The following is a 19,539-nucleotide window of genomic DNA, read 5'->3' as shown; positions in this document are numbered from 1 at the left end:
GCGCCCCGGTCCGGCGGCGCGTTCAGCCCGCCGCACTCCGGGTGGTGCTCAGGATCTCCGCGTAGCCGCGGCGGGTGACGGCCAGGACTATGCGGTCGTCGGGCCGGAGGACGTACCCCGGGTGGAGGTCCCAGAGCAGTTGCGGACCGTCCGAGGGGGCCTCGCGGGCCAGGTCGGGGCGGCGGGCCTCGGGCCGCCGGGTGTCCAGGGCGATGACCCGCCACGCCCCCGCGCGGAACGCCTCGGCCACCGTGCGCCCCTCGAACTGCGGGTGCCCGCCGACCACCAGCGCCGCGAAGAGCAGCACCTTGCGCTCGATGGAGATCGCCCCCAGCACCTGACGTCCCATCATCGCCGCCGCGAACGCGGGAGCGGAGAGGTGGCTGACGCTCCGGCTGCGGGTGACGGCCCGCGGGTACGCGGCCCGCAGCGTGCGGTAGACGACGGTGGCGAACTCGTCGTCGTACAGCCGCAGCGCGACCCGCAGCTCGGGCGCGATCGAGCGGGCCGCCAGCGTCGTCTCCAGGTTGGTGGTGTCGGAGCTGGTCAGCGCCAGCAGCGCCGCCGCCCGGTGGATCTTGGCCTCCGCCAGCACTCCCGCCTCGGTGACGTCGCCCAGCACGACCGGCACCCCGAGGTCCCGGGCCAGCGGCACGCCCCGCGCCTCGGCGGACTGCTCCACGCAGACCACCGGCATGTCCAGCTCCCGCAGCCGTGACAGCACCCGGGTGCCGACCCGGCCGAGGCCGAGCAGCACGATGTGTCCGGAGAGCCCGCGCGGCGGCCGCCGCAGCGCCCCGGCCCCGCGGAAGGTGCCGAGCGCCTCCAGTCCGGCCGCCACCAGCAGCGGCAGCAGGGCGAGGCCGACCAGTCCGGAGAGCAGCTGCAGGATCTGGCGGGCCGCCGACTGGCCCGTCGCCGGGTCGCCGATGCCGAGGAGGTCGAGCAGGGAGACGTAGGTCGCCGACAGGAACCCCAGGTCGGTGAGCACGGTGGTGGCGACGGCCAGCGCCAGCACGGAGGCGACCACGCCGGCCGTCGCCCAGCGCAGCCGCCGGGAGAACAGCCGGGACAGCGGCGCCCCGCGCCGGGCCAGCCGGCGCGGCGGCAGGGCGGGGCCGGTGCGGCGGACCGCGTCCAGCACCACCGTGCCGCGCCCGGTGGCCGCCCGTACCTCGGCGTCGTCGGGCAGCAGGCGCGGGCCCTGCGGACCGCTGGCGTCGGACCCCTCGGCGCCCGCGGGGTCGGCGGTGGTGGAGGAGAGCAGGGCGAGTGTGCACAGGCCGGGGTCGGCGGTCTCCCCCGTCCGTGGCGGGGTGCGCTCGGCGGCGCGCAGCAGCAGACCGTCGGCCTGCACCACGCGGCGCGTGTCGGCCACGGCGGTGGCGGCGAGGGCGGGGGCGGCGGTGTCGGCGTCGGAGAGGACGGTGGTGGAGGCCTCCAGGGTGGCCCGGTCCAGTCCGGGTCGTGCCATCAGGGCCGCCTGGTCGAGGAGTTCCTCCATGTACTCGCCGAGCTTGCGGTTGTACATCCGCACCACCAGCCGGACCGAGGGGTTGAGGCGGCGGGCGGCGAGGGCCGCGCGCAGGTTGGTCTCGTCGTCCTCGTAGAGCAGGGCGATCGCGGCGGCGCGCTCCACGCCCGCCTCGGTGAGCACGTCCGCGCCCGGGCGGGGGGCGTACATCTCCAGCACCGGCGTGCTCAGCCCCGGCTGGGAGTCGTCGGGCCCCTGCTGCAGCGGTCCCTGGCCCCAGCGGCCCAGGAGCGCGGCGGCACGGGAGACGGTGGCGGCCAGGGTCCCGGCGTCCTCGGTCCGCTCCCCCGGCACCACCAGGACCACCCGCTGCCGGTAGACCTCCCGCAGCTCGGCGGCCAGTCGCGGGGCCAGCCCGTCGTCGCCGCAGACCAGCATGTGCCGTTCCGCCCGCGACCGTTCGCCCTGCCTCGGCAACGTGACCACGCGCCCGCCCCCCTGAGCCCTCGCGTCCGCTCCACCGGAACCGTCGGATCGTCGGATCATCCGTCAGATCGTCGGCCCCGTACCGCTCCACGGGTCACAACCCCCGTGCCGCGCATGATCGCATCCCCGCGGGGCGGCCCGCAGTGTCCGGACCCGGCAGTGTCGGGGCGGGCCGGTTGCCGGGGCGGGCACGGGCAACTTCCGGAAACACACACCGCCACCCCCTGGACAAAGCCAATGAAGGTAAGGCTAACCTTGCCTCGAATCGTCCGGCGGCTGTCCGCCCTGTTCGAAAGCAGTCACCCATGCGTCACGTCCGTCCCTCCCTCCCCACCCGCCGCGGCATCCTGGCAGCCGGCGGCGCCCTCGGGCTCGGTGCCGTCCTCGCCGCGTGCGGCGACGACCAGCCGGCGAAGGACGGCGCGGACAAGGGCAAGGCCGCCGCCTCGGGCCCGTGGTCCTTCACGGACGACCGCGGCACCACGGTGAAGCTGGACAAGGCGCCGCAGAACATCGTGGCCTTCACGGGCGTGGGCGCCGCGCTGTACGACTACGGCGTCCAGGTCAAGGGCGTCTTCGGCCCGACCACCGCCGAGGGCGGCAAGCCGGACGTGCAGGCCGGCGACATGGACGTCTCCAAGGTCGAGGTCATCGGCAACGTCTGGGGCGAGTTCAGCGTCGAGAAGTACGCCGCTCTCAAGCCCGATCTCCTGGTCTCCACCATGTTCGACGGCGCGGGCACCCTCTGGTACGTGCCGGAGGAGTCCGCGGACCAGATCGCCAAGTTCGCCCCGAGCGTGGGCGTCTCCGTCTTCGACGTGCAGATGACCAAGTCCCTGGAGCGCATGGCCGCGCTGGCCGAGTCGCTGGGCGCGGACATGAAGGCCGCCAAGGTCGTCGAGGCGAAGAAGAAGTTCGAGCAGGCCGCCGCGCGCCTCAAGGCCGCCGCGAAGGCCCGCCCGGAGATCCGCGTCCTGGCCGGTTCCGCCTCCCCCGACCTCTTCTACGTCTCCACCCACAACCTCTCGATCGACCTCGAGTACTACAAGGCCCTCGGCGTGAACATCGTCGAGCCGGACGCGAAGGCCGTCAAGGAGAGCGGCGGCTGGTTCGAGAGCCTGAGCTGGGAGAACGTCGACAAGTACAAGGCCGACGTGATCATCATGGACGACCGGGCCCAGGCCATCCAGCCGGCCGACATCACCGAGGCGACCTGGAAGAAGCTGCCCGCCGTCAAGGCCGGCCAGGTCATCGCCCGTTCGCCGGAGCCGATCCTGTCCTACGACAAGTGCACTCCGCTGCTGAACGACCTCGCCGAGGCCATCGAGAACGCCAAGAAGGTGGCCTGACCCGCTGCCTCCCCCCGGCAGCCGCGGGAGCCCCCGGAGACGGTCCTCCGGGGGCTCCCGCGCGTCCGCCGCCGGGCAGCGGCCCACCGACGCGCAGCGGCCCACCCGCGGGCAGCGGCCTACCCGCGGGCAGCGGCCCACCGACGGGCAGTGGCGCGCCGGCGGGCAGTGGTGCACCGGCGACGACGGACCGCATGCCTCTGGCAGCCCGGCAGCCGGGCGGCCGTCCGGCGGTCACCCCGACGCGGCGACCCCCGCGGGCTCCCCGGGCTCCCCGGACTCCCCGGGCCTCTCGGGCTCCCCGACGTCACCGGACGGCCACGGCACCTCCGGTGAGCGGTAGTACTCCAGCCCCATCACGTCCCACCGCGGCGCCTGCGCGGCCAGCCGCACCCGGTATGCCTCCCAGTCGTGGGCGTCCGCCGGCGACCAGCCCAGTTCGGCGATGCCCGGCAGCCGGGGGAACGCCATGAACTCCAGCTCCCGCGGGGTGCTCAGCGTCTCCGTCCACAGCGGCGCCTCGACTCCCCGCACCGCGTCCTCCGGCACGCCGGAGGACGCCAGGTAGGTGGCCGGGTCCCAGTCGTAGGACCGCCGGACCTCCACCGGCCCGGCCCAGTCGAGTCCGAGCGGCGTCCCGGCGGTGTACTTCATGTCCAGGTACGCCCGGTCGGCCGGCGACAGGATGATCCCGGTGCCGGCGCGGGCCGCCTCCGCCACCCGGGCCCGCTCCTCCTCCTCGGTTTCGTCGTAGCCCCAGTACTGCGCCAGCGCGCCCGGCGCGGGCTCCGCCGCGGTGAGCTGGTGCCAGCCGATCACCGTCTTGCCGTACTCGGCGACCAGGGGCTGCACCCTCGCCATGAAGGCGACGTAGTCCTCGTGCGGGGTGGAGTGCGCCTCGTCCCCGCCGATGTGGAGGTACCGGCCCGGGGTGAGCTCGGCCACCTCGCGGATCACGTCCTCCACGAAGTCGTAGGTGACCTCCTTGCCGACGCACAGCGAGGAGAAGCCCACCTTGATCCCGGTGTACGCGGGCGGCGCGACGCCGTCGCAGTTGAGCTCCGCGTAGGAGGTGAGCGCCGCGTTGGTGTGGCCGGGCAGGTCGATCTCCGGGACGACCTCCAGGTAGCGGGACGCCGCGTGGGCGACGATCTCCCGGTACTGGTCCTTCGTGTAGTACCCGCCGGGCGTGCCGCCGACCTCGGTGGCTCCGCCGACGGCGGTGAGCTGGGGCCAGGAGTCGATCGCCAGCCGCCAGCCCTGGTCGTCGGTGAGGTGCAGGTGCAGCGTGTTGACCTTGTACAGCGCGATCCGGTCGATGAACCGCTTGACCTGCTCGACGGTGAAGAAGTGCCGCGCCACGTCCAGGTGCACGCCGCGGTAGGCGTAGCGCGGACGGTCCTCGACCACGCCGCCGGGCACCTGCCACGGTCCGGGGCGCACCCGGCCGGCCTCCGCCTCCGGCGGCAGCAGCTGACGCAGGGTCTGCACGCCGCGGAACAGCCCGGCGGGCCGCGCGGCCGTCAGCGTCACCCCCGAGGGGCCGCTGGTGAGCCGGTAGCCCTCCTCGCCCCAGGGACCGTCCGCGAGCCGCAGCCGGACGCCCCCGGCCCCGTCCTCGTCGCCGCCGCCACGCGACGCACCCGCGGCCCCGTCCTCGTCGCCGCCACCGCCACCGCCGGTGACCGGGAGGCGGTAGCCGGTGGAGGGCCGCAGCAGTTCCGCGAGGTAGACGCCGATCGCGCGCACCTCGGGACTGTCCTCGACCCGGATCGCCGTGCCGGGGGTGATCCGGTACGGGGCGCCGCCCGGCTCGGCCGAGACCGGCGCCGGGATCAGCGCGCCGAACCCCCCGGCCGGCGCGCCGGCCCCGCCGGGGCCGGCCGTCCGCTCCGAGGGCGCGGCCCGGGCGGCCCCTCCGGCGGCCGCCGTCAGGAGCAGCAGCGAGGCCGCCAGCCGTAAGGCCGTGTGCCGTTGTCCCGCCACGGTCGTCCCCTTCCGTTCACTCGTTGCGCCGCTAGAAGGTCTGGACCACTACTCCCCACCCGGGAGGCGCGACAATCCCCTCGCGCACCGTCCTGTGGTCTCGCACACCCGAACGCCAGGATCCTGCCCGATATCGGGCAGAATTGTTGCGGACGCCGCTCGCCGTATCGGAGGATCAGGCATGCACGACGAACTCGTCGATCACCTGACGCGGTCCTCCTCGCTGACGCGGGGCGAGGCCGTGCGGGTGATCCAGGACGTTCTCGCCTACTTCGACGAGACGACCGAGGACTACGTCCGTCGCCGCCACCGCGAGCTCCAGGCCCAGGGCCTGGTGAACGCGGAGATCTTCACGAAGATCTCGGCGGACCTCCAGTACCGCGCGGTGGCGCCGCCGGAGCTCTCGCTCCGTCAGCTCCGCCGCATCGTCTATGGCTGAGGAAACCACACCACATGTGCGGAATTGTCGGTTACATCGGCAAGCGTGACATCGCCCCGCTGCTCCTCGAGGGCCTCGCGCGCCTCGAGTACCGCGGCTACGACTCTGCCGGCATCGCCGTCACGGCCCCCAAGGGCGGGCTGAAGATGGTCAAGGCCAAGGGTCGTGTCCGTGAGCTGGAGGCGAAGGTGCCGGCCCGCTTCAAGGGCACGGCGGGCATCGCCCACACCCGCTGGGCCACCCACGGCGCGCCCTCCGACGTGAACGCGCACCCGCACCTCTCCGCCGACGAGAAGGTCGCCGTCGTCCACAACGGCATCATCGACAACGCCTCGGACCTGCGCCGCAAGCTGGAGGCCGAGGGCGTCGAGTTCCTCTCGGAGACCGACACCGAGGTGCTCACCCACCTCATCGCGCGCTCCCCGGCCACCACCCTGGAGGACAAGGTCCGCCAGGCGGTCCGCCTGATCGAGGGCACCTACGGCATCGCCGTGCTGCACGCCGACTTCCCGGACCGGATCGTCGTCGCCCGCAACGGCTCGCCCGTCGTGCTCGGCATAGGCGAGAAGGAGATGTTCGTCGCCTCGGACATCGCCGCGCTGGTCACCCACACCCGCCAGATCGTCACCCTGGACGACGGCGAGATGGCCACCCTCACCGCGGACGACTTCCGCACCTACACCACCGAGGGCACCCGCACCGCCGCCGAGCCGACCACCGTCGAGTGGGAGGCCGCCTCCTACGACATGGGCGGCCACGACACGTACATGCACAAGGAGATCCACGAGCAGGCCGACGCCGTGGACCGCGTGCTGCGCGGCCGCATCGACGACCGGTTCTCCACCGTGCACCTGGGCGGCCTGAACCTGGACGCCCGCGAGGCGCGCCAGATCCGCCGCGTGAAGATCCTCGGCTGCGGCACCTCGTACCACGCCGGCATGATCGGCGCGCAGATGATCGAGGAGCTGGCCCGCATCCCCGCGGACGCCGAGCCGGCCTCCGAGTTCCGCTACCGCAACGCGGTCGTGGACCCCGACACGCTGTACATCGCCGTCTCCCAGTCCGGCGAGACCTACGACGTGCTCGCCGCGGTGCAGGAGCTCAAGCGCAAGGGCGCCCGCGTCCTCGGCGTGGTCAACGTGGTGGGCTCCGCCATCGCCCGCGAGTCGGACGGCGGCATCTACGTGCACGCCGGCCCCGAGGTCTGCGTGGTCTCCACCAAGTGCTTCACCAACACCACGGTGGCCTTCGCGCTGCTCGCCCTGCACCTGGGCCGCACCCGAGACCTGTCCGTCGCCGACGGCAAGCGGATCATCGCCGGTCTGCGCCGCCTGCCGGAGCAGATCAACGAGATCCTCAAGACGGAGGACGAGATCAAGGAGCTGGCGCAGGAGTTCGCCGACGCCCGCTCCATGCTCTTCATCGGCCGCGTCCGGGGCTACCCGGTGGCCCGCGAGGCCTCGCTGAAGCTCAAGGAGGTCTCGTACATCCACGCCGAGGCCTACCCGGCCTCCGAGCTCAAGCACGGCCCGCTGGCCCTGATCGAGCCCGCCCTGCCGACCGTCGCGATCGTGCCGGACGACGACCTGCTGGAGAAGAACCGCGCCGCCCTCGAGGAGATCAAGGCCCGCAGCGGCAAGATCCTCGCGGTCGCGCACCGGGAGCAGGAGAAGGCCGACCGGACCGTCGTCGTCCCGAAGAACGAGGACGAGCTGGACCCGATCCTGATGGGCATCCCGCTGCAGCTGCTCGCGTACCACACGGCGCTGGCGCTGGGCCGGGACATCGACAAGCCGCGCAACCTGGCGAAGTCGGTCACCGTCGAGTAGCCGACGCCCGTCGGCCCGCCCCCGGACGGCGAAACGGTCCCTGTGCGCCACCATGCACAGGGACCGTTCCTTTCCCACGGGCCGGAGCCGCCCGAATCCCCCGGCCCTGGCTGCCGTTTGCGGTGGCCGTCACCCCACGGCGGCCGGCAGCCGGTATCCGTGTCGGTGTCATTCCCTCGTGACGACGCCGAACACGCCGTACGCGCCGGTAGCTTGCGCACGGGTGTACACAACTGCGCGTGCGGTCAGTGGTGTTGGCGAGAACGGCGGCGAACTGCCGCGGATGCGACCGGCGTTCCGGACGGAGAGCCCCAGGGCGGACGAGCGGTCAGGGGACGGCCGAACGCTCACCGAAGGCGGCCGAGCGGTCGGGCGAACGATCAGGCGAGCGGTCAGGTGACGCGGAGGAACACGCTCAGGGGATGACGACCACGGGCCGCTGCGCCCGCTTGGCCAGCCGGCCGGCGACCGAACCGAAGACGCGGCTGAGCAGACCGTGCGTCGAGCCCACGACGATGGCGTCGGCCTCGTACTCCCGGCCGACCTCCTCCAGTTCGTGGCAGATGTCCCCGCCGCGCTCGACCAGGATCCACGGCACCTCGGCGAGGAAGTCCGAGCAGGCGAGCTCCAGGCCGAGGACCTCGGTGCGGTGGTCCGGCACGTCCACGAAGACCGGGGGCTCGCAGCCGGCCCACACCGTGGTGGGCAGACGGTTGGCGACGTGCACGATGATCAGTCCCGATCTGGACCGGGCCGCCATGCCCACCGCGTAGGCGAGGGCGCGCTCACTGGACGTCGAGCCGTCGAAACCGACGACCACCCCGTGCTTGAAGGCGGGGTCGCAGGGATGGGGGCGCAGCTCGTCCGCCGCGAGGGGATCGGCCGCCGTCGGTTCGGCGACCGGCCGCTTGCGGTCCGCTGGATCGGTGTATTCGTGACCGGCCATGGCTGTCTCGGCGTAATGATCCTCGTTGAGGCGACGTGAGCGGCGGAGCTGTGTCCGGGATCCATCTTCCCGGGCCCATACCCTTCAGGGTACGGCGGCAAGCGTTCCCAGGCCCTTTTTCTGCCGTCTCCAGGGAGAGATCCGCAGGTCCAGGCGGGTACCGGCAGGTGCCGGCGGCAAGGCTTCACCCGGCCGCCCGCTCCGCGTGGGCCCGCCGGGATTCTCCGGAGCATGCATGAGCCGACGCCTCCCGCGCAATGTTGGCTGCGCCGTACAGGCGGTTCGGCGGCCGTCCGGCCCGGCCGCGCGGCCCTGTCCGGAGCCCGCCGGGCGGCTCCGGGCGCCGGCGCCCCGGCCGCCGCCCACCACGGCGCCGCCACCCGCACTGCCGGTGCCCGCCGGCACCCGCGACGTCGGCGGACCGCGGGCCGGGCGGGTGACACGGGGCCGCTCACCTCGGCGGCCCGTCGCCCGTGGTCGACGGCGGTTCCGCGCCACGGCACACCGAGGACGGATCCGGGGCGCACCCCGAAAGCGGGGCGGGGCACGACGACACGCCACCGCACGGAGGGCGCGGTGTCACACGCCCACCACAGGTCACGTGCGCCACGGGGCACGCGGGGCGCACGGAGGCACATCGGGCCGCCTGTCGCGCACCCCCTTGCGACTGACCGGTTTCCGTTCCGGCCGCCGCACATTTTCAGCCAACTTCCCGGCCACGGCACACCCGTGCCGAAACGTCCCCCCAACCGCCGTTCCACCAGGGCAAAAAGGGTGCGGACCGACTTGGGCGCCCTACGCGGATTGGCCACCGGCGCGCGGCGCGCTTCTCCGCCCCCTCCCGCGTCGCGACCCTTCGTGATCGAATGCTTTACGCCAAGTTGCCATGTCGACATTCCGGCGCTTGTCCAACTGGGCTTCCCGGCAACGCCGGACACAGTAGATTCGATCTTGACTGTCGTCCGTCCGGCGGGGGATTTCGTTCGGGACCGAGGGGAAACGTGCTGGAGCGAGAGACCCGTCCAGTGAGAGGCGCCGCGACCACCGAGGGGGGCTTAGCAGGATGAGCCACGACTCCACCGCCGTGCCGGACTCAGCCGTCAGAAAGCTGTCCGGCCGGCGCCGCAAGGAGATCGTCGCGGTGCTGCTGTTCAGCGGCGGACCGATCTTCGAGAGCTCCATCCCGCTCTCGGTGTTCGGGATCGACCGGCAGGACGCCGGCGTACCGCGATACCGGCTGCTGGTGTGCGCCGGCGAAGAGGGACCGCTGCGCACCACGGGGGGCCTGGAGCTCTCCGCACCGCACGGCCTCGACGCGATCGGCCGGGCCGGCACCGTGGTGGTGCCCGCGTGGCGTTCGATCACCTCCCCGCCCCCCGAGCAGGCACTCGACGTGCTGCGCCGGGCGCACGAGGAGGGGGCCCGCATCGTCGGCCTGTGCACCGGGGCGTTCGTGCTGGCCGCGGCCGGCCTGCTGGACGGGCGTCCGGCGACCACGCACTGGATGTACGCGCCCACGCTGGCCAAGCGCTACCCGTCGGTCCACGTCGACCCGCGGGAGCTCTTCGTCGACGACGGCGACGTGCTGACCTCGGCCGGAACCGGCGCCGGGATCGACCTGTGCCTGCACATCGTCCGCTCGGACCACGGGAACGAGGCGGCCAACGCGCTGGCCCGCCGCCTGGTCGTGCCGCCCCGCAGGGGCGGCGGCACCGGGCACACGGGCGGAGCGGGAGGCGGGGCGGCGCAGGAGCGCTACCTCGACAGGTCTTTACCCGAGGAGATCGGCGCCGACCCGCTGGCCGAGGTCGTCGCCTGGGCGCTGGAGCACCTGCACGAGCAGTTCGACGTCGAGCAGCTGGCGGCACGCGCCTACATGTCGCGGCGCACCTTCGACCGGCGGTTCCGCTCGCTGACCGGGAGCGCGCCGCTGCAGTGGCTGATCACCCAGCGGGTGCTCCAGGCGCAGCGGCTGCTGGAGACCTCCGACTATTCGGTCGACGAGGTCGCCGGCCGGTGCGGCTTCCGCTCGCCGGTGGCCCTGCGCGGGCACTTCCGGCGCCAGCTGGGGGCCTCCCCGGCGGCCTACCGGGCCGCGTACCGGGCCCGGCGTCCGCAGGCCGAGCAGAGCGTGGCCGGGGAGCACGGGCCGTCCGCCGGTGTGCCGCAGCAGGGTCAGGGCGCCCAGCCGCTGTCGGCGGACCCGGCTCCGCTGTCCGGGGCGCCGGGCGTGCCCTCCCAGTCCCGGCGGCCCGCGGAGAACGGCGAGGTCCTCCCGCGGCCCACGCTGCCCGGCCGCCGCTGACCGACGGGGCCGGCGAGGCCGGCCCGCGAGGCGGAAGGATCCGAAAGGGGCGCGCCACGGCGCGCCCCTTTCGCGCACCCGGCTTTCGCGCACCCGGCGCCCACCGCCCGGCACCGGACGGGCACGGCCTTCGGGGCGCGGCCCCGACGCACGGGCGGGGGCACCTCATCGGCGCACGAGAGGCCGCGCCCCCGCGTCCCGCCCCGGCCGGCGCGGTCCGGAGCACCCGCGGGTACGCCCCCGTGCGCACACCGGCTCGTACGGCAGCGCGTACGGTCACCGCCCCGCCCCGTAGGGTGGACGTATGAACGATCGCATGGTGTGGATCGACTGCGAGATGACCGGCCTCTCGCTGTCCGACGACGCTCTCATCGAGGTGGCCGCCCTCGTCACCGACTCCGAGCTGAACGTGCTCGGCGAGGGGGTGGACATCGTCATCCGTCCGCCGGACTCGGCCCTGGAGACGATGCCGGAGGTGGTGCGCCAGATGCACACCGCGTCCGGTCTGCTGACCGAGCTCGCCGGCGGCACCACCCTGGCCGACGCCGAGGAGCGGGTCCTCTCCTACATCCGCGAGCACGTGAAGGACCCCGGCAGGTCCCCGCTGTGCGGGAACTCCGTCGGCACCGACCGCGGCTTCCTGCTGCGCGACATGCCGACGCTGGAGTCCTTCATGCACTACCGGATCGTCGACGTCTCCTCGGTGAAGGAGCTGGCGCGCCGCTGGTACCCGCAGGCGTACTTCAACGCCCCGGAGAAGGCCGGCAACCACCGGGCCCTGGCGGACATCCGGGAGTCCATCGCGGAGCTGCGCTACTACCGGGAGGCGGTCTTCGTCCCCCAGCCCGGGCCGGACTCCGCCACCGCCCGCACCATCGCCGCCAAGCACGTCGTCTCCGGCGGCTGATCCGCCCGGCGCCCCTCGGCGGGGGGCGCCGGAAAAGGGCGGCGCGAGCACCCCTTCCGACCCTGTACACTTTTTCTCGGCCGGTCGGAAAGAAACCGCAAGGTACCGAACCGCCGGTCATGGTGGGTGTAGCTCAGCTGGCAGAGCACCTGGTTGTGGTCCAGGATGTCGCGGGTTCAAGTCCCGTCACTCACCCTCTCGAAGAGGCCGTCTCCCTGCACGAGCAGGAAGGCGGCCTCTTCTCCTTGTCACGCAGGTGGCCGGTGGAAGGTTCTGGATCCCGCCCCGCCCCGTCCGGCCACCGGGCCCGCCCCACCCGGGGGACCGCCGTCAGTCCGGCAGCGCCGCGGACAGCAGTCGCCCCTCCAGGACCTCCCGGCGCGGCAGGTCGAGGCCGAACTCCGACTCGGCCAGCGCCAGGGTCCGTAGCTCCGTCCGGTCCACGGTGATGCCCTGTACGTGCGGGGCGCTCCCGTCGGGCAGCAGGAGGCCCGCCCGCCGCATCGCTCCGTCCGGACGGCCGGGGTCGGAGCCCACTCGTTCGTGCTCGCGCCCGGGCTCGAACCGGCACACCAGTCGCCCGTCCACCGCGTGGCCGAGCGACTGGTCGGCGTTCACCGTCCGCCACACGTCCACGGCCTCCGTACCGGCCGACAGCCGCCGCACGGCTTCGAGCGGATCCGTCCCGGCCGGTCCCCCTTCGACGAACGCGTACGCCCACCCGGCGCTCGTCCCGGCGCGGACCACGACCGTGTCCGACTCGTCCGCGACGTCCTGAGCCTCCTCCCGGGTGAGCAGAGCTCCTGATGCGGCGTCGAGCCCCATGCGCGTCAGCGCCTCGGCCGCGGTCAACCCGCGTGCGAACAGGACCCAGTACCCGAGATCCACCGCGTCGTCCCCGGCGAGCCACCGGACACCGTCCATCACCGCCGCCTTCCGGCTCCGCCGTCCCACTTCCCGGGCGGCCAAGCCTAGTTCCCCGCTGCCCCACTGCCGTCACGGCGCCGCCGACGGCTCCGTGACGGCCCTCGGCCCGGTCATGTCGAGGGCTGAGTTCAAGTCCCGTCACCGACCCTGCGCGAGAGCCTTTCCAGGCGGGCGGAGAGCCGGAGGGAAACGTCCACCGTCCTTACGGCATTCAAGACATGAACACGACGAGACGCCCTGACGTGTCCGCGGCATGAAGCTTCGAACATCCCAGGACGCCTCACGCGCCCCTTCTGCCCCTTGGGCCCCAGGCCCCCGGAGCCCTTTCGGAGCACTCGGCGCCCTTCAGGCCGACTGGCGCCGCACGAGCTGCGTGGCCAGCACCGTCTGCGGGCGGCGAATCCCCGACAGCATCCGCTGCCGCGGTTCGCGGGCGGCCGTCTCCTCCAGCAGCAGGTCGGTCATGACCCGGCCCATCTCCGTTATGGGCTGCCGGACGCTGGTCAGCGGCGGGTCCATGTGGCGGGCGATGGCCGAGTCGTCGTACCCGACCAGGGCCACGTCGTCGGGGATGCTCCGCCCGGCCTCCCGCAGCACCTGGCGGGCGCCGGCCGCGGTGACGTCGGAGGCGGCGAAGACGGCGTCCAGGTCGGGCCGGCGTTCCAGCAGGGCCGCCATGGCGCGGCGGCCGCCCTCCTCGCTGAAGTCGCCGGGCTCGACCAGCCCCTCGTCCTCCGCGATGCCGGCCTCCGCCAGGGCGGTGCGGTACCCCTCGGTGCGGCGCTGGGCGCCGTACACGTCGAGGCGGCCGGTGATGTGGGCGATCCGGCGGCGCCCCCGCTCGATCAGGTGGGCGGTGGCCGAGCGGCCGCCGCCGTGGTTGTCGGAGTCGACCGAGGCCAGCGGCTCGTCGGCGCTGCGGGGACCGCTGATCACGGCGGGGATGCCCAGCTCGGCGATCATGTCGGGCAGCGGGTCGTCGGCGTGCACCGACACCAGCAGCACGCCGTCCACCCGGTGCGCGGCCAGGTACTGGGCCAGGCGCTGCCGTTCGCGGTCGCTGCCCGCGAATATGAGCAGGAGCTGCATCTCGGTGTCCGTGAGGGCGGTGCCGACGCCCCGCAGCATGTCGGAGAAGTACGGCTCGGCGAAGAAGCGGGTCTCCGACTCCGGGACGACCAGGGCGATGGCGTCGGTCCGGTTGGCGGCCAGCGCGCGGGCCGCCGTGTTGGGCACGTAGCCGAGCTCGGCGACGGCCGCCTCCACGGCGGCGCGGGTGGCCTCGCTGACACTGGGCGAGCCGTTGATCACGCGCGAGACCGTGCCGCGGCCGACGCCCGCCCGGGCAGCGACCTCCTCAAGGGTGGGTCGCCCGCCGCTTCGGCCTCGTCCGTGGCTCGCCATCCGCCGCCTCCTGTTCGTACCGGTCCTGGAATCTAACAGCCGTCCCGGGCCTTCCCGGGTCCGGCCACCGCCATGTCGTACGGGGGCGGCCCACCTTCACGCGTCCGCGCCCCTGGTGGGGCGGGGTTCTACGCGCGGAGCTACACGGTGAGGCACCAAGTATCCTCCCGATGCCGCGCGTTGACCGGGTTCTCCCCATTCGGTAACACCCTGATAACCCCGGCAAGATCCAGGCGTCACTTCCCTTGACACCCCCGCCGTGACCCGGGACTCTTCAACACATCACTTCTGGGAGCGCTCCCACGCGCTCTCACGGTACCTGACCCAAACCCAACCCACGCGTTCCCCGCCCGCGCCGCAGCAAGAAGATCAGAGGTCGCCAGTGACCTTTGGCCCGGGGGGTCGGCACGTTCAGGGCAATCAGGAGGGACGACCATGCGCGCCATTCGAACCGCCCGCCACAGGGCAGTGGTTCTCGCAACGGTCGCGGCGCTCGGCGCCGGACTGCTGGCCGGCTGCGCCGACGACGGCAAGGACGAGGACGCCGCCTCGTCCGGCAACAGCGACGGCAAGACCACCATCACCGTCGGGCTGTTCGGCACGTTCGGCTTCAAGGAGGCGGGGCTGTACGACGAGTACATGAAGCAGAACCCCGACATCCAGATCAAGGAGACGGTGACCGAGCGCAACGAGAACTACTACCCGGCGCTCCTCAGCCACCTGACCCAGAACAGCGGTCTCCAGGACATCCAGGGTGTGGAGGTCGGCAACATCGCCGAGATCACCTCCACCCAGGCCGACAAGCTGGTCGACCTCTCCAAGTACGGCAAGAAGGCCGACTTCCTCGAGTCGAAGTGGGCGCAGGGCACCACCAAGGACGGCAAGACGGTCGCGCTCGGCACCGACGTCGGCCCGATGGCGATCTGCTACCGCAAGGACATCTTCGAGCAGGCGGGCCTGCCCACCGACCGCGAGGAGCTCGCGAAGCTGTGGGAGGGCGACTGGGCGAAGTTCATCGACGTCGGCCGTGACTTCAAGAAGAACGCCCCCAAGGGCGTCACCTTCATGGACTCCCCCGGCGGCCTGCTGAACGCCGTTCTGTCCAGCGAGACCGAGAAGTTCTACAACGCCGAGGGTGAGGTCATCTACAAGACCAACCCCGCCGTCAAGGACGCCTTCGACCTCACGGCCGACGCGGCCTCCGAGGGACTGATCGGCAAGCAGGTCCAGTTCCAGCCCGCCTGGGACACGACCATCGCCAAGGGCAAGTTCGCGGCGATGTCCTGCCCGCCGTGGATGCTCGGCTACATCGAGAGCAAGTCCGAGGCCTCGTCCGCGGGCAAGTGGGACGTCGCCAAGGCCCCCAAGGCCGGCAACTGGGGCGGTTCCTTCCTGGCCGTCCCGAAGGCCGGCAAGAACGCCGAGGAGGCCGCCAAGCTCGCCGCCTGGCTGACCGCCCCGGAGCAGCAGGCGACGCTCTTCGCCAAGCGTGGTTCCTTCCCGAGCGCCCCGGCCACCTACGAGGGCGAGCAGGTCCGCGCCGCGAAGAACAAGATGACCGGCGACGCCCCGATCGGCGAGATCTTCGGTGACGCCGCCAAGACCTCCCCGGTCCAGGTGATCGGCCCGAAGGACCAGATCATCCAGCAGGGTCTGACCGACAACGGCGTGATCCTGGTGACGAAGGGCAAGTCCGCCGCGCAGGCCTGGAGCAACGCGATCAAGACCATCGACAACAACCTGGAGAAGTGACCGGTATGCCTTCCCGGCACTCCATCGCCGCGCCCCCCGTCAAGGGGGGCGCGGCCCCGGCCGGTTCACGTCCGGTCGGCAGCGCCCCGGAGGACGAGCGACAGCGCGCCAAGCTGTCCCGCCGCTGGCAGCGGGACCTGCGCTGGAGCCCGTACGCCTTCGTCGCCCCGTTCTTCCTCCTGTTCATCGCCTTCGGTCTGTTCCCGCTCCTCTACACCGGCTGGGCTTCGCTCCACTCGGTGGAGCTGACCGCGCCCACCGACATGGAGTGGGCCGGCCTGAAGAACTTCACCCGGATCTTCGACGACGAGTTCTTCTGGAACGCGGCCCGCAACACGCTGTTCATCGGCATCGTCTCGACGGTCCCGCAGCTCGCCATGGCGATGGGCATCGCCCACCTCCTCAACTACAAGCTGCGCGGCTCCACCTTCTGGCGGGTCTCCATGCTCGCCCCGTACGCCACCTCGGTGGCCGCGGCGACGCTGGTCTTCGTCCTCCTCTTCGGCCGTGACTACGGCATGATCAACTGGGCGCTGGACTTCCTCGGCATCAACCCGGTCGACTGGCAGGCGGGCTGGGCCTCGAAGATCGCCGTCTCCACCATCGTCATCTGGCGGTGGACCGGCTACAACGCCCTGATCTACCTGGCCGCCATGCAGGCGATCCCGCACGACCTCTATGAGTCGGCCGCGCTCGACGGCGCCTCCCGGTGGCGGCAGTTCTTCCACGTGACCCTGCCCTCGCTGCGCCCGACGATCCTGTTCACCGTCGTGGTCTCCACCATCGGCGCCACCCAGATCTTCGGCGAGGCTCTGCTGTTCGACGCCAGCAAGGGCGCCTCCGGCGGCTCGGAGCACGACTTCCAGACCCTCGGCCTGTACCTGTACGAGCAGGGCTGGGTGAACCAGCACCTGGGCCGCGCCTCGGCGATCGCCTGGACGATGTTCGCGATCCTGATCGTGATCGGTCTGGTGAACTCCGTCATCTCGCGCCGGCTGCGCACCAGTAGTTAAGGAGACCCGGCCGTGACGACGACCCTGACCCCGCCGCAGCAACCGGCGCCCGAGAAGACGCCGGGCGTCAAGTCCTCCCGGAGCCGCAGACCGCGGTCCGCCCGGGCGGGCGGCCAGTTCCATGCCGGACCGCTCACCTATGTGATCCTCGCGCTGTTCACGCTGGGATCGCTGTTCCCGCTGTTCTGGACGGCTGTCGCGGCCTCCCGTGACAACACCCGGCTGGCCCAGTCGCCCCCGCCGTTCTGGTTCGGCGCCAACCTCTTCGACAAGGCGGAGGTGGCGTGGAAGGACGGCAACCTCGGTGAAGCCTTCATCAACACCACCTTCGTGGCCGGCACCTCGGCGCTGACCATCTGCTTCCTGTCGACGATGGCCGGCTTCGCCTTCGCCAAGCTCCGCTTCAAGGGAAGCAACGCGCTGCTGCTGGTCGTGATCGGCACCATGATGGTGCCGCCGCAGCTCAGCGTGATCCCGCTGTACATGATGGTGGCCAAGCTCGACTGGTCCGACCAGCTCCAGGCAGTGCTGCTGCCCTCGCTGGTCAACGCGTTCGGCGTGTTCTTCATGCGCCAGTACCTCATCCAGGCACTGCCCGACGAACTGATCGAGGCGGGCCGGGTGGACGGCGCGAGCACCTGGCGCATCCTGTGGCACATCGTGTTCCCGATCGCCCGGCCCGCCATGGCGGTGCTGGCGATGCTGAAGTTCGTGGAGACCTGGAACGACTTCCTGTGGCCGTTCCTCGTCCTGACCCAGCACGGCAGTCCGACCGTGCAGGTGGCGCTGGCCGGACTCGGCCGCGGCTACACCCCGGACCAGGCCCTCATCATGGCCGGTGCACTGCTCGGCACGCTGCCGCTGCTGCTCGTCTTCGTGATCTTCGGCAAGCAGATCGTGGGCGGCATCATGCAGGGCGCCGTCAAGGGCTGACGCGCTGCGGGGCCGGTCGCGTCCACGAGCGGCCGGCCCCGCTCCCCCGCCCTTCCCTTCCCCCCATCCGCCCACGGTCCCGCCGTGACCACTTCATGGGAGCGCTTCCATGCCCGATTCCGCTCAGGTCTCCTTCCCCCCCAACTTCCTCTGGGGATCGGCCACATCCTCCTACCAGATCGAAGGAGCGGTCCGCGAGGACGGCCGCACCCCCTCCATCTGGGACACCTTCAGCCATACCCCCGGCAAGACCCACGAGGGTGAGCACGGCGACGTCGCGGTGGACCACTACCACCGGTACCGCGACGACGTCGCCCTCATGGCGGACCTGAACCTGAACTCCTACCGCTTCTCCATCGCCTGGCCGCGCGTCCAGCCCACCGGCCGCGGCCCGGCCGTCCAGAAGGGCCTGGACTTCTACCGCCGCCTGGTGGACGAGCTGCTCGACAAGGGCATCGCCCCCGCCGTCACGCTCTACCACTGGGACCTCCCGCAGGAGCTCGAGGACGCGGGCGGCTGGCCGGCGCGCGAGACCGCCTACCGGTTCGCCGAGTACGCGGCGATCGTCGGCGAGGCCCTCGGTGACCGCGTCGAGCGGTGGATCACCCTGAACGAGCCCTGGTGCAGCGCCTTCCTGGGCTACAGCTCCGGCGTCCACGCCCCCGGCCGCACCGACGGCGAGCTCGCCCTGCGCGCCGCCCACACCCTGAACCTGGCCCACGGCCTGGGCACCTCGGCGCTCCGCTCGGTGATGCCGGCCCGCAACACGGTCGCCGTGGCGCTCAACTCGCACGTGGTGCGCACCGTCTCCGACGACCCGCGCAACCTCGAGGCGGCCCGCCGGATCGACGACCTCGCCAACGGCGTCTTCCACGGTCCGATGCTGCACGGCGCCTACCCCGAGACGCTCTTCCAGGCGACCGCCTCGGTGACCGACTGGTCCTTCGTCGAGGACGGCGACCTCAAGCTGATCCACCAGCCGCTGGACGCGCTCGGCCTGAACTACTACACCCCGGCCACGGTCGGCCACGCCGGCACCGCGCCCGAGGACGGCCCCGCCACGGACGCGCACGGCACGGGCGACTTCTCGCCGTGGCCCGGCGCGGAGGACGTCGTCTTCCACCAGAGCCCGGGCGACCGGACCGCCATGGGCTGGACCGTCGACCACACCGGCCTGTACGACCTGATCATGCGCTACCAGCGCGAGGTCCCCGGGCTGCCGATCTACATCACCGAGAACGGCGCCGCCTACGACGACGTCAAGGACGTGGACGGTCAGGTGCGGGACCCGGAGCGGGTCGCCTACCTGCACTCCCACCTGTCCACGGTGCGGCAGGCGATGGCCGACGGCGCCGACGTGCGCGGGTACTACCTGTGGTCGCTGATGGACAACTTCGAGTGGGCCTACGGCTACTCGAAGCGGTTCGGCATGGTCTACGTGGACTACGAGACGCTGGAGCGCACCCCGAAGGCGAGCGCCCTGTGGTACGCGCAGGCCGCGCGCACCGGCACGCTGGCCGATCCGGTGGTGGAGCCCGTGGCGGTGCCGGTGGAGCCGGTGGCCGTTCCGGTCGAGCTGGCGGTCGAGCCGGCCGCCGAGCCGGCGGCCGAGGCCGTCGCCGAGCCGGTCGTCGACGCCGGCTGACGGCTTGGGCGGCCCGCGCGAGGGGACGGGCCGCCCTTGTGACGTGCGGCCCGGGCCTTCGCCCCACTTCCTCCCCGCCACCGGCGGAGGCGCGGGCCGCGCGATGGAGCCCGTCTCCGGTGCCGTCCAGGCCACCGGAGGCGG

General features: G+C 72.3%; 14 protein-coding genes and 1 tRNA gene. 10 read left to right on the top strand and 5 right to left on the bottom strand.

The genetic code is table 11. From position 1 onward, the window contains the following. Positions 1–22: 22 nt before the first annotated feature. Positions 23–1,912: an NAD-binding protein gene (locus Sfr03f_RS19510; RefSeq protein ID WP_108955245.1), complete on the bottom strand. Its 1,890-nt coding sequence runs from the start codon at positions 1,910–1,912 to the stop codon at positions 23–25. Between the two features lie 353 nt (positions 1,913–2,265). Between Sfr03f_RS19510 and Sfr03f_RS19505 the strand changes: the two genes are divergently transcribed. Further along, positions 2,266–3,309, top strand: coding sequence for an ABC transporter substrate-binding protein (locus Sfr03f_RS19505; RefSeq protein ID WP_108955244.1), 1,044 nt, complete (start codon positions 2,266–2,268; stop codon positions 3,307–3,309). A 234-nt stretch (positions 3,310–3,543) separates the two neighbouring features. Here the strand turns inward: Sfr03f_RS19505 and Sfr03f_RS19495 are convergent, their stop codons facing one another. After that, positions 3,544–5,295: a beta-N-acetylhexosaminidase gene (locus Sfr03f_RS19495; RefSeq protein WP_108955242.1), complete on the bottom strand. Its 1,752-nt coding sequence runs from the start codon at positions 5,293–5,295 to the stop codon at positions 3,544–3,546. A gap of 181 nt (positions 5,296–5,476) precedes the next feature. Here Sfr03f_RS19495 and Sfr03f_RS19490 point away from each other — a divergent pair, with 181 nt between their 5' ends. Then, complete coding sequence (locus tag Sfr03f_RS19490; protein WP_108955241.1) at positions 5,477–5,734, top strand: hypothetical protein; 258 nt, start codon at positions 5,477–5,479, stop codon at positions 5,732–5,734. Positions 5,735–5,748: 14 nt separating this feature from the next. Then, the gene (glmS, locus tag Sfr03f_RS19485; protein ID WP_108955240.1) at positions 5,749–7,563 is read left to right on the top strand and encodes a glutamine--fructose-6-phosphate transaminase (isomerizing); all 1,815 of its coding nucleotides are present in this window, start codon (positions 5,749–5,751) and stop codon (positions 7,561–7,563) included. 415 nt (positions 7,564–7,978) lie between these two features. Here glmS and Sfr03f_RS19480 read toward each other — a convergent pair whose 3' ends face one another. Then, positions 7,979–8,509: a universal stress protein gene (locus tag Sfr03f_RS19480; protein ID WP_108955239.1), complete on the bottom strand. Its 531-nt coding sequence runs from the start codon at positions 8,507–8,509 to the stop codon at positions 7,979–7,981. Positions 8,510–9,572: 1,063 nt separating this feature from the next. Here Sfr03f_RS19480 and Sfr03f_RS19475 point away from each other — a divergent pair. The 3 genes from Sfr03f_RS19475 (at position 9,573) to Sfr03f_RS19465 (ending at position 11,916) form a co-directional block, all read left to right on the top strand. After that, positions 9,573–10,814 (top strand): GlxA family transcriptional regulator, encoded by a 1,242-nt coding sequence (locus Sfr03f_RS19475; protein WP_108955238.1) that lies wholly within the window; start codon positions 9,573–9,575, stop codon positions 10,812–10,814. 304 nt (positions 10,815–11,118) lie between these two features. Then, positions 11,119–11,721, top strand: a complete 603-nt coding sequence (orn, locus tag Sfr03f_RS19470) for an oligoribonuclease (RefSeq protein ID WP_108955237.1) — start codon at positions 11,119–11,121, stop codon at positions 11,719–11,721. Positions 11,722–11,843: 122 nt separating this feature from the next. Next, a tRNA-His gene (locus Sfr03f_RS19465) sits at positions 11,844–11,916 on the top strand. Positions 11,917–12,051: 135 nt separating this feature from the next. On the opposite strand, the gene Sfr03f_RS19460 is transcribed toward Sfr03f_RS19465, so the two are convergent. Together Sfr03f_RS19460 and Sfr03f_RS19455 are read right to left on the bottom strand one after the other, a co-directional pair. Further along, on the bottom strand, positions 12,052–12,645 hold the full coding sequence (locus Sfr03f_RS19460; protein WP_108955236.1) for a DUF6461 domain-containing protein: 594 nt from the start codon (positions 12,643–12,645) through the stop codon (positions 12,052–12,054). 348 nt (positions 12,646–12,993) lie between these two features. Beyond that, complete coding sequence (locus Sfr03f_RS19455; RefSeq protein ID WP_108955235.1) at positions 12,994–14,052, bottom strand: LacI family DNA-binding transcriptional regulator; 1,059 nt, start codon at positions 14,050–14,052, stop codon at positions 12,994–12,996. Between the two features lie 435 nt (positions 14,053–14,487). Here Sfr03f_RS19455 and Sfr03f_RS19450 point away from each other — a divergent pair, with 435 nt between their 5' ends. From Sfr03f_RS19450 to Sfr03f_RS19435, 4 genes are all read left to right on the top strand, one after another. Continuing rightward, the gene (locus tag Sfr03f_RS19450) at positions 14,488–15,804 is read left to right on the top strand and encodes an ABC transporter substrate-binding protein (protein ID WP_108955234.1); all 1,317 of its coding nucleotides are present in this window, start codon (positions 14,488–14,490) and stop codon (positions 15,802–15,804) included. A gap of 5 nt (positions 15,805–15,809) precedes the next feature. Continuing rightward, positions 15,810–16,817: a carbohydrate ABC transporter permease gene (locus Sfr03f_RS19445; protein ID WP_108955233.1), complete on the top strand. Its 1,008-nt coding sequence runs from the start codon at positions 15,810–15,812 to the stop codon at positions 16,815–16,817. 12 nt (positions 16,818–16,829) lie between these two features. Beyond that, positions 16,830–17,750, top strand: a complete 921-nt coding sequence (locus Sfr03f_RS19440) for a carbohydrate ABC transporter permease (RefSeq protein ID WP_108955232.1) — start codon at positions 16,830–16,832, stop codon at positions 17,748–17,750. A 109-nt stretch (positions 17,751–17,859) separates the two neighbouring features. After that, positions 17,860–19,395 carry a GH1 family beta-glucosidase gene (locus tag Sfr03f_RS19435; protein WP_108955231.1) on the top strand — a complete coding sequence of 512 codons (1,536 nt, stop codon included), beginning with the start codon at positions 17,860–17,862 and terminating at the stop codon, positions 19,393–19,395. Positions 19,396–19,539 lie beyond the last annotated feature (144 nt).

The organism is Streptomyces fragilis, from assembly GCF_003112515.1.
GTDB classification, from domain to species: Bacteria; Actinomycetota; Actinomycetes; order Streptomycetales; family Streptomycetaceae; genus Streptomyces; species Streptomyces fragilis.
Note: the sequence above shows the minus strand (reverse complement) of the source record. Positions and strands in the feature narration are given on the sequence as shown.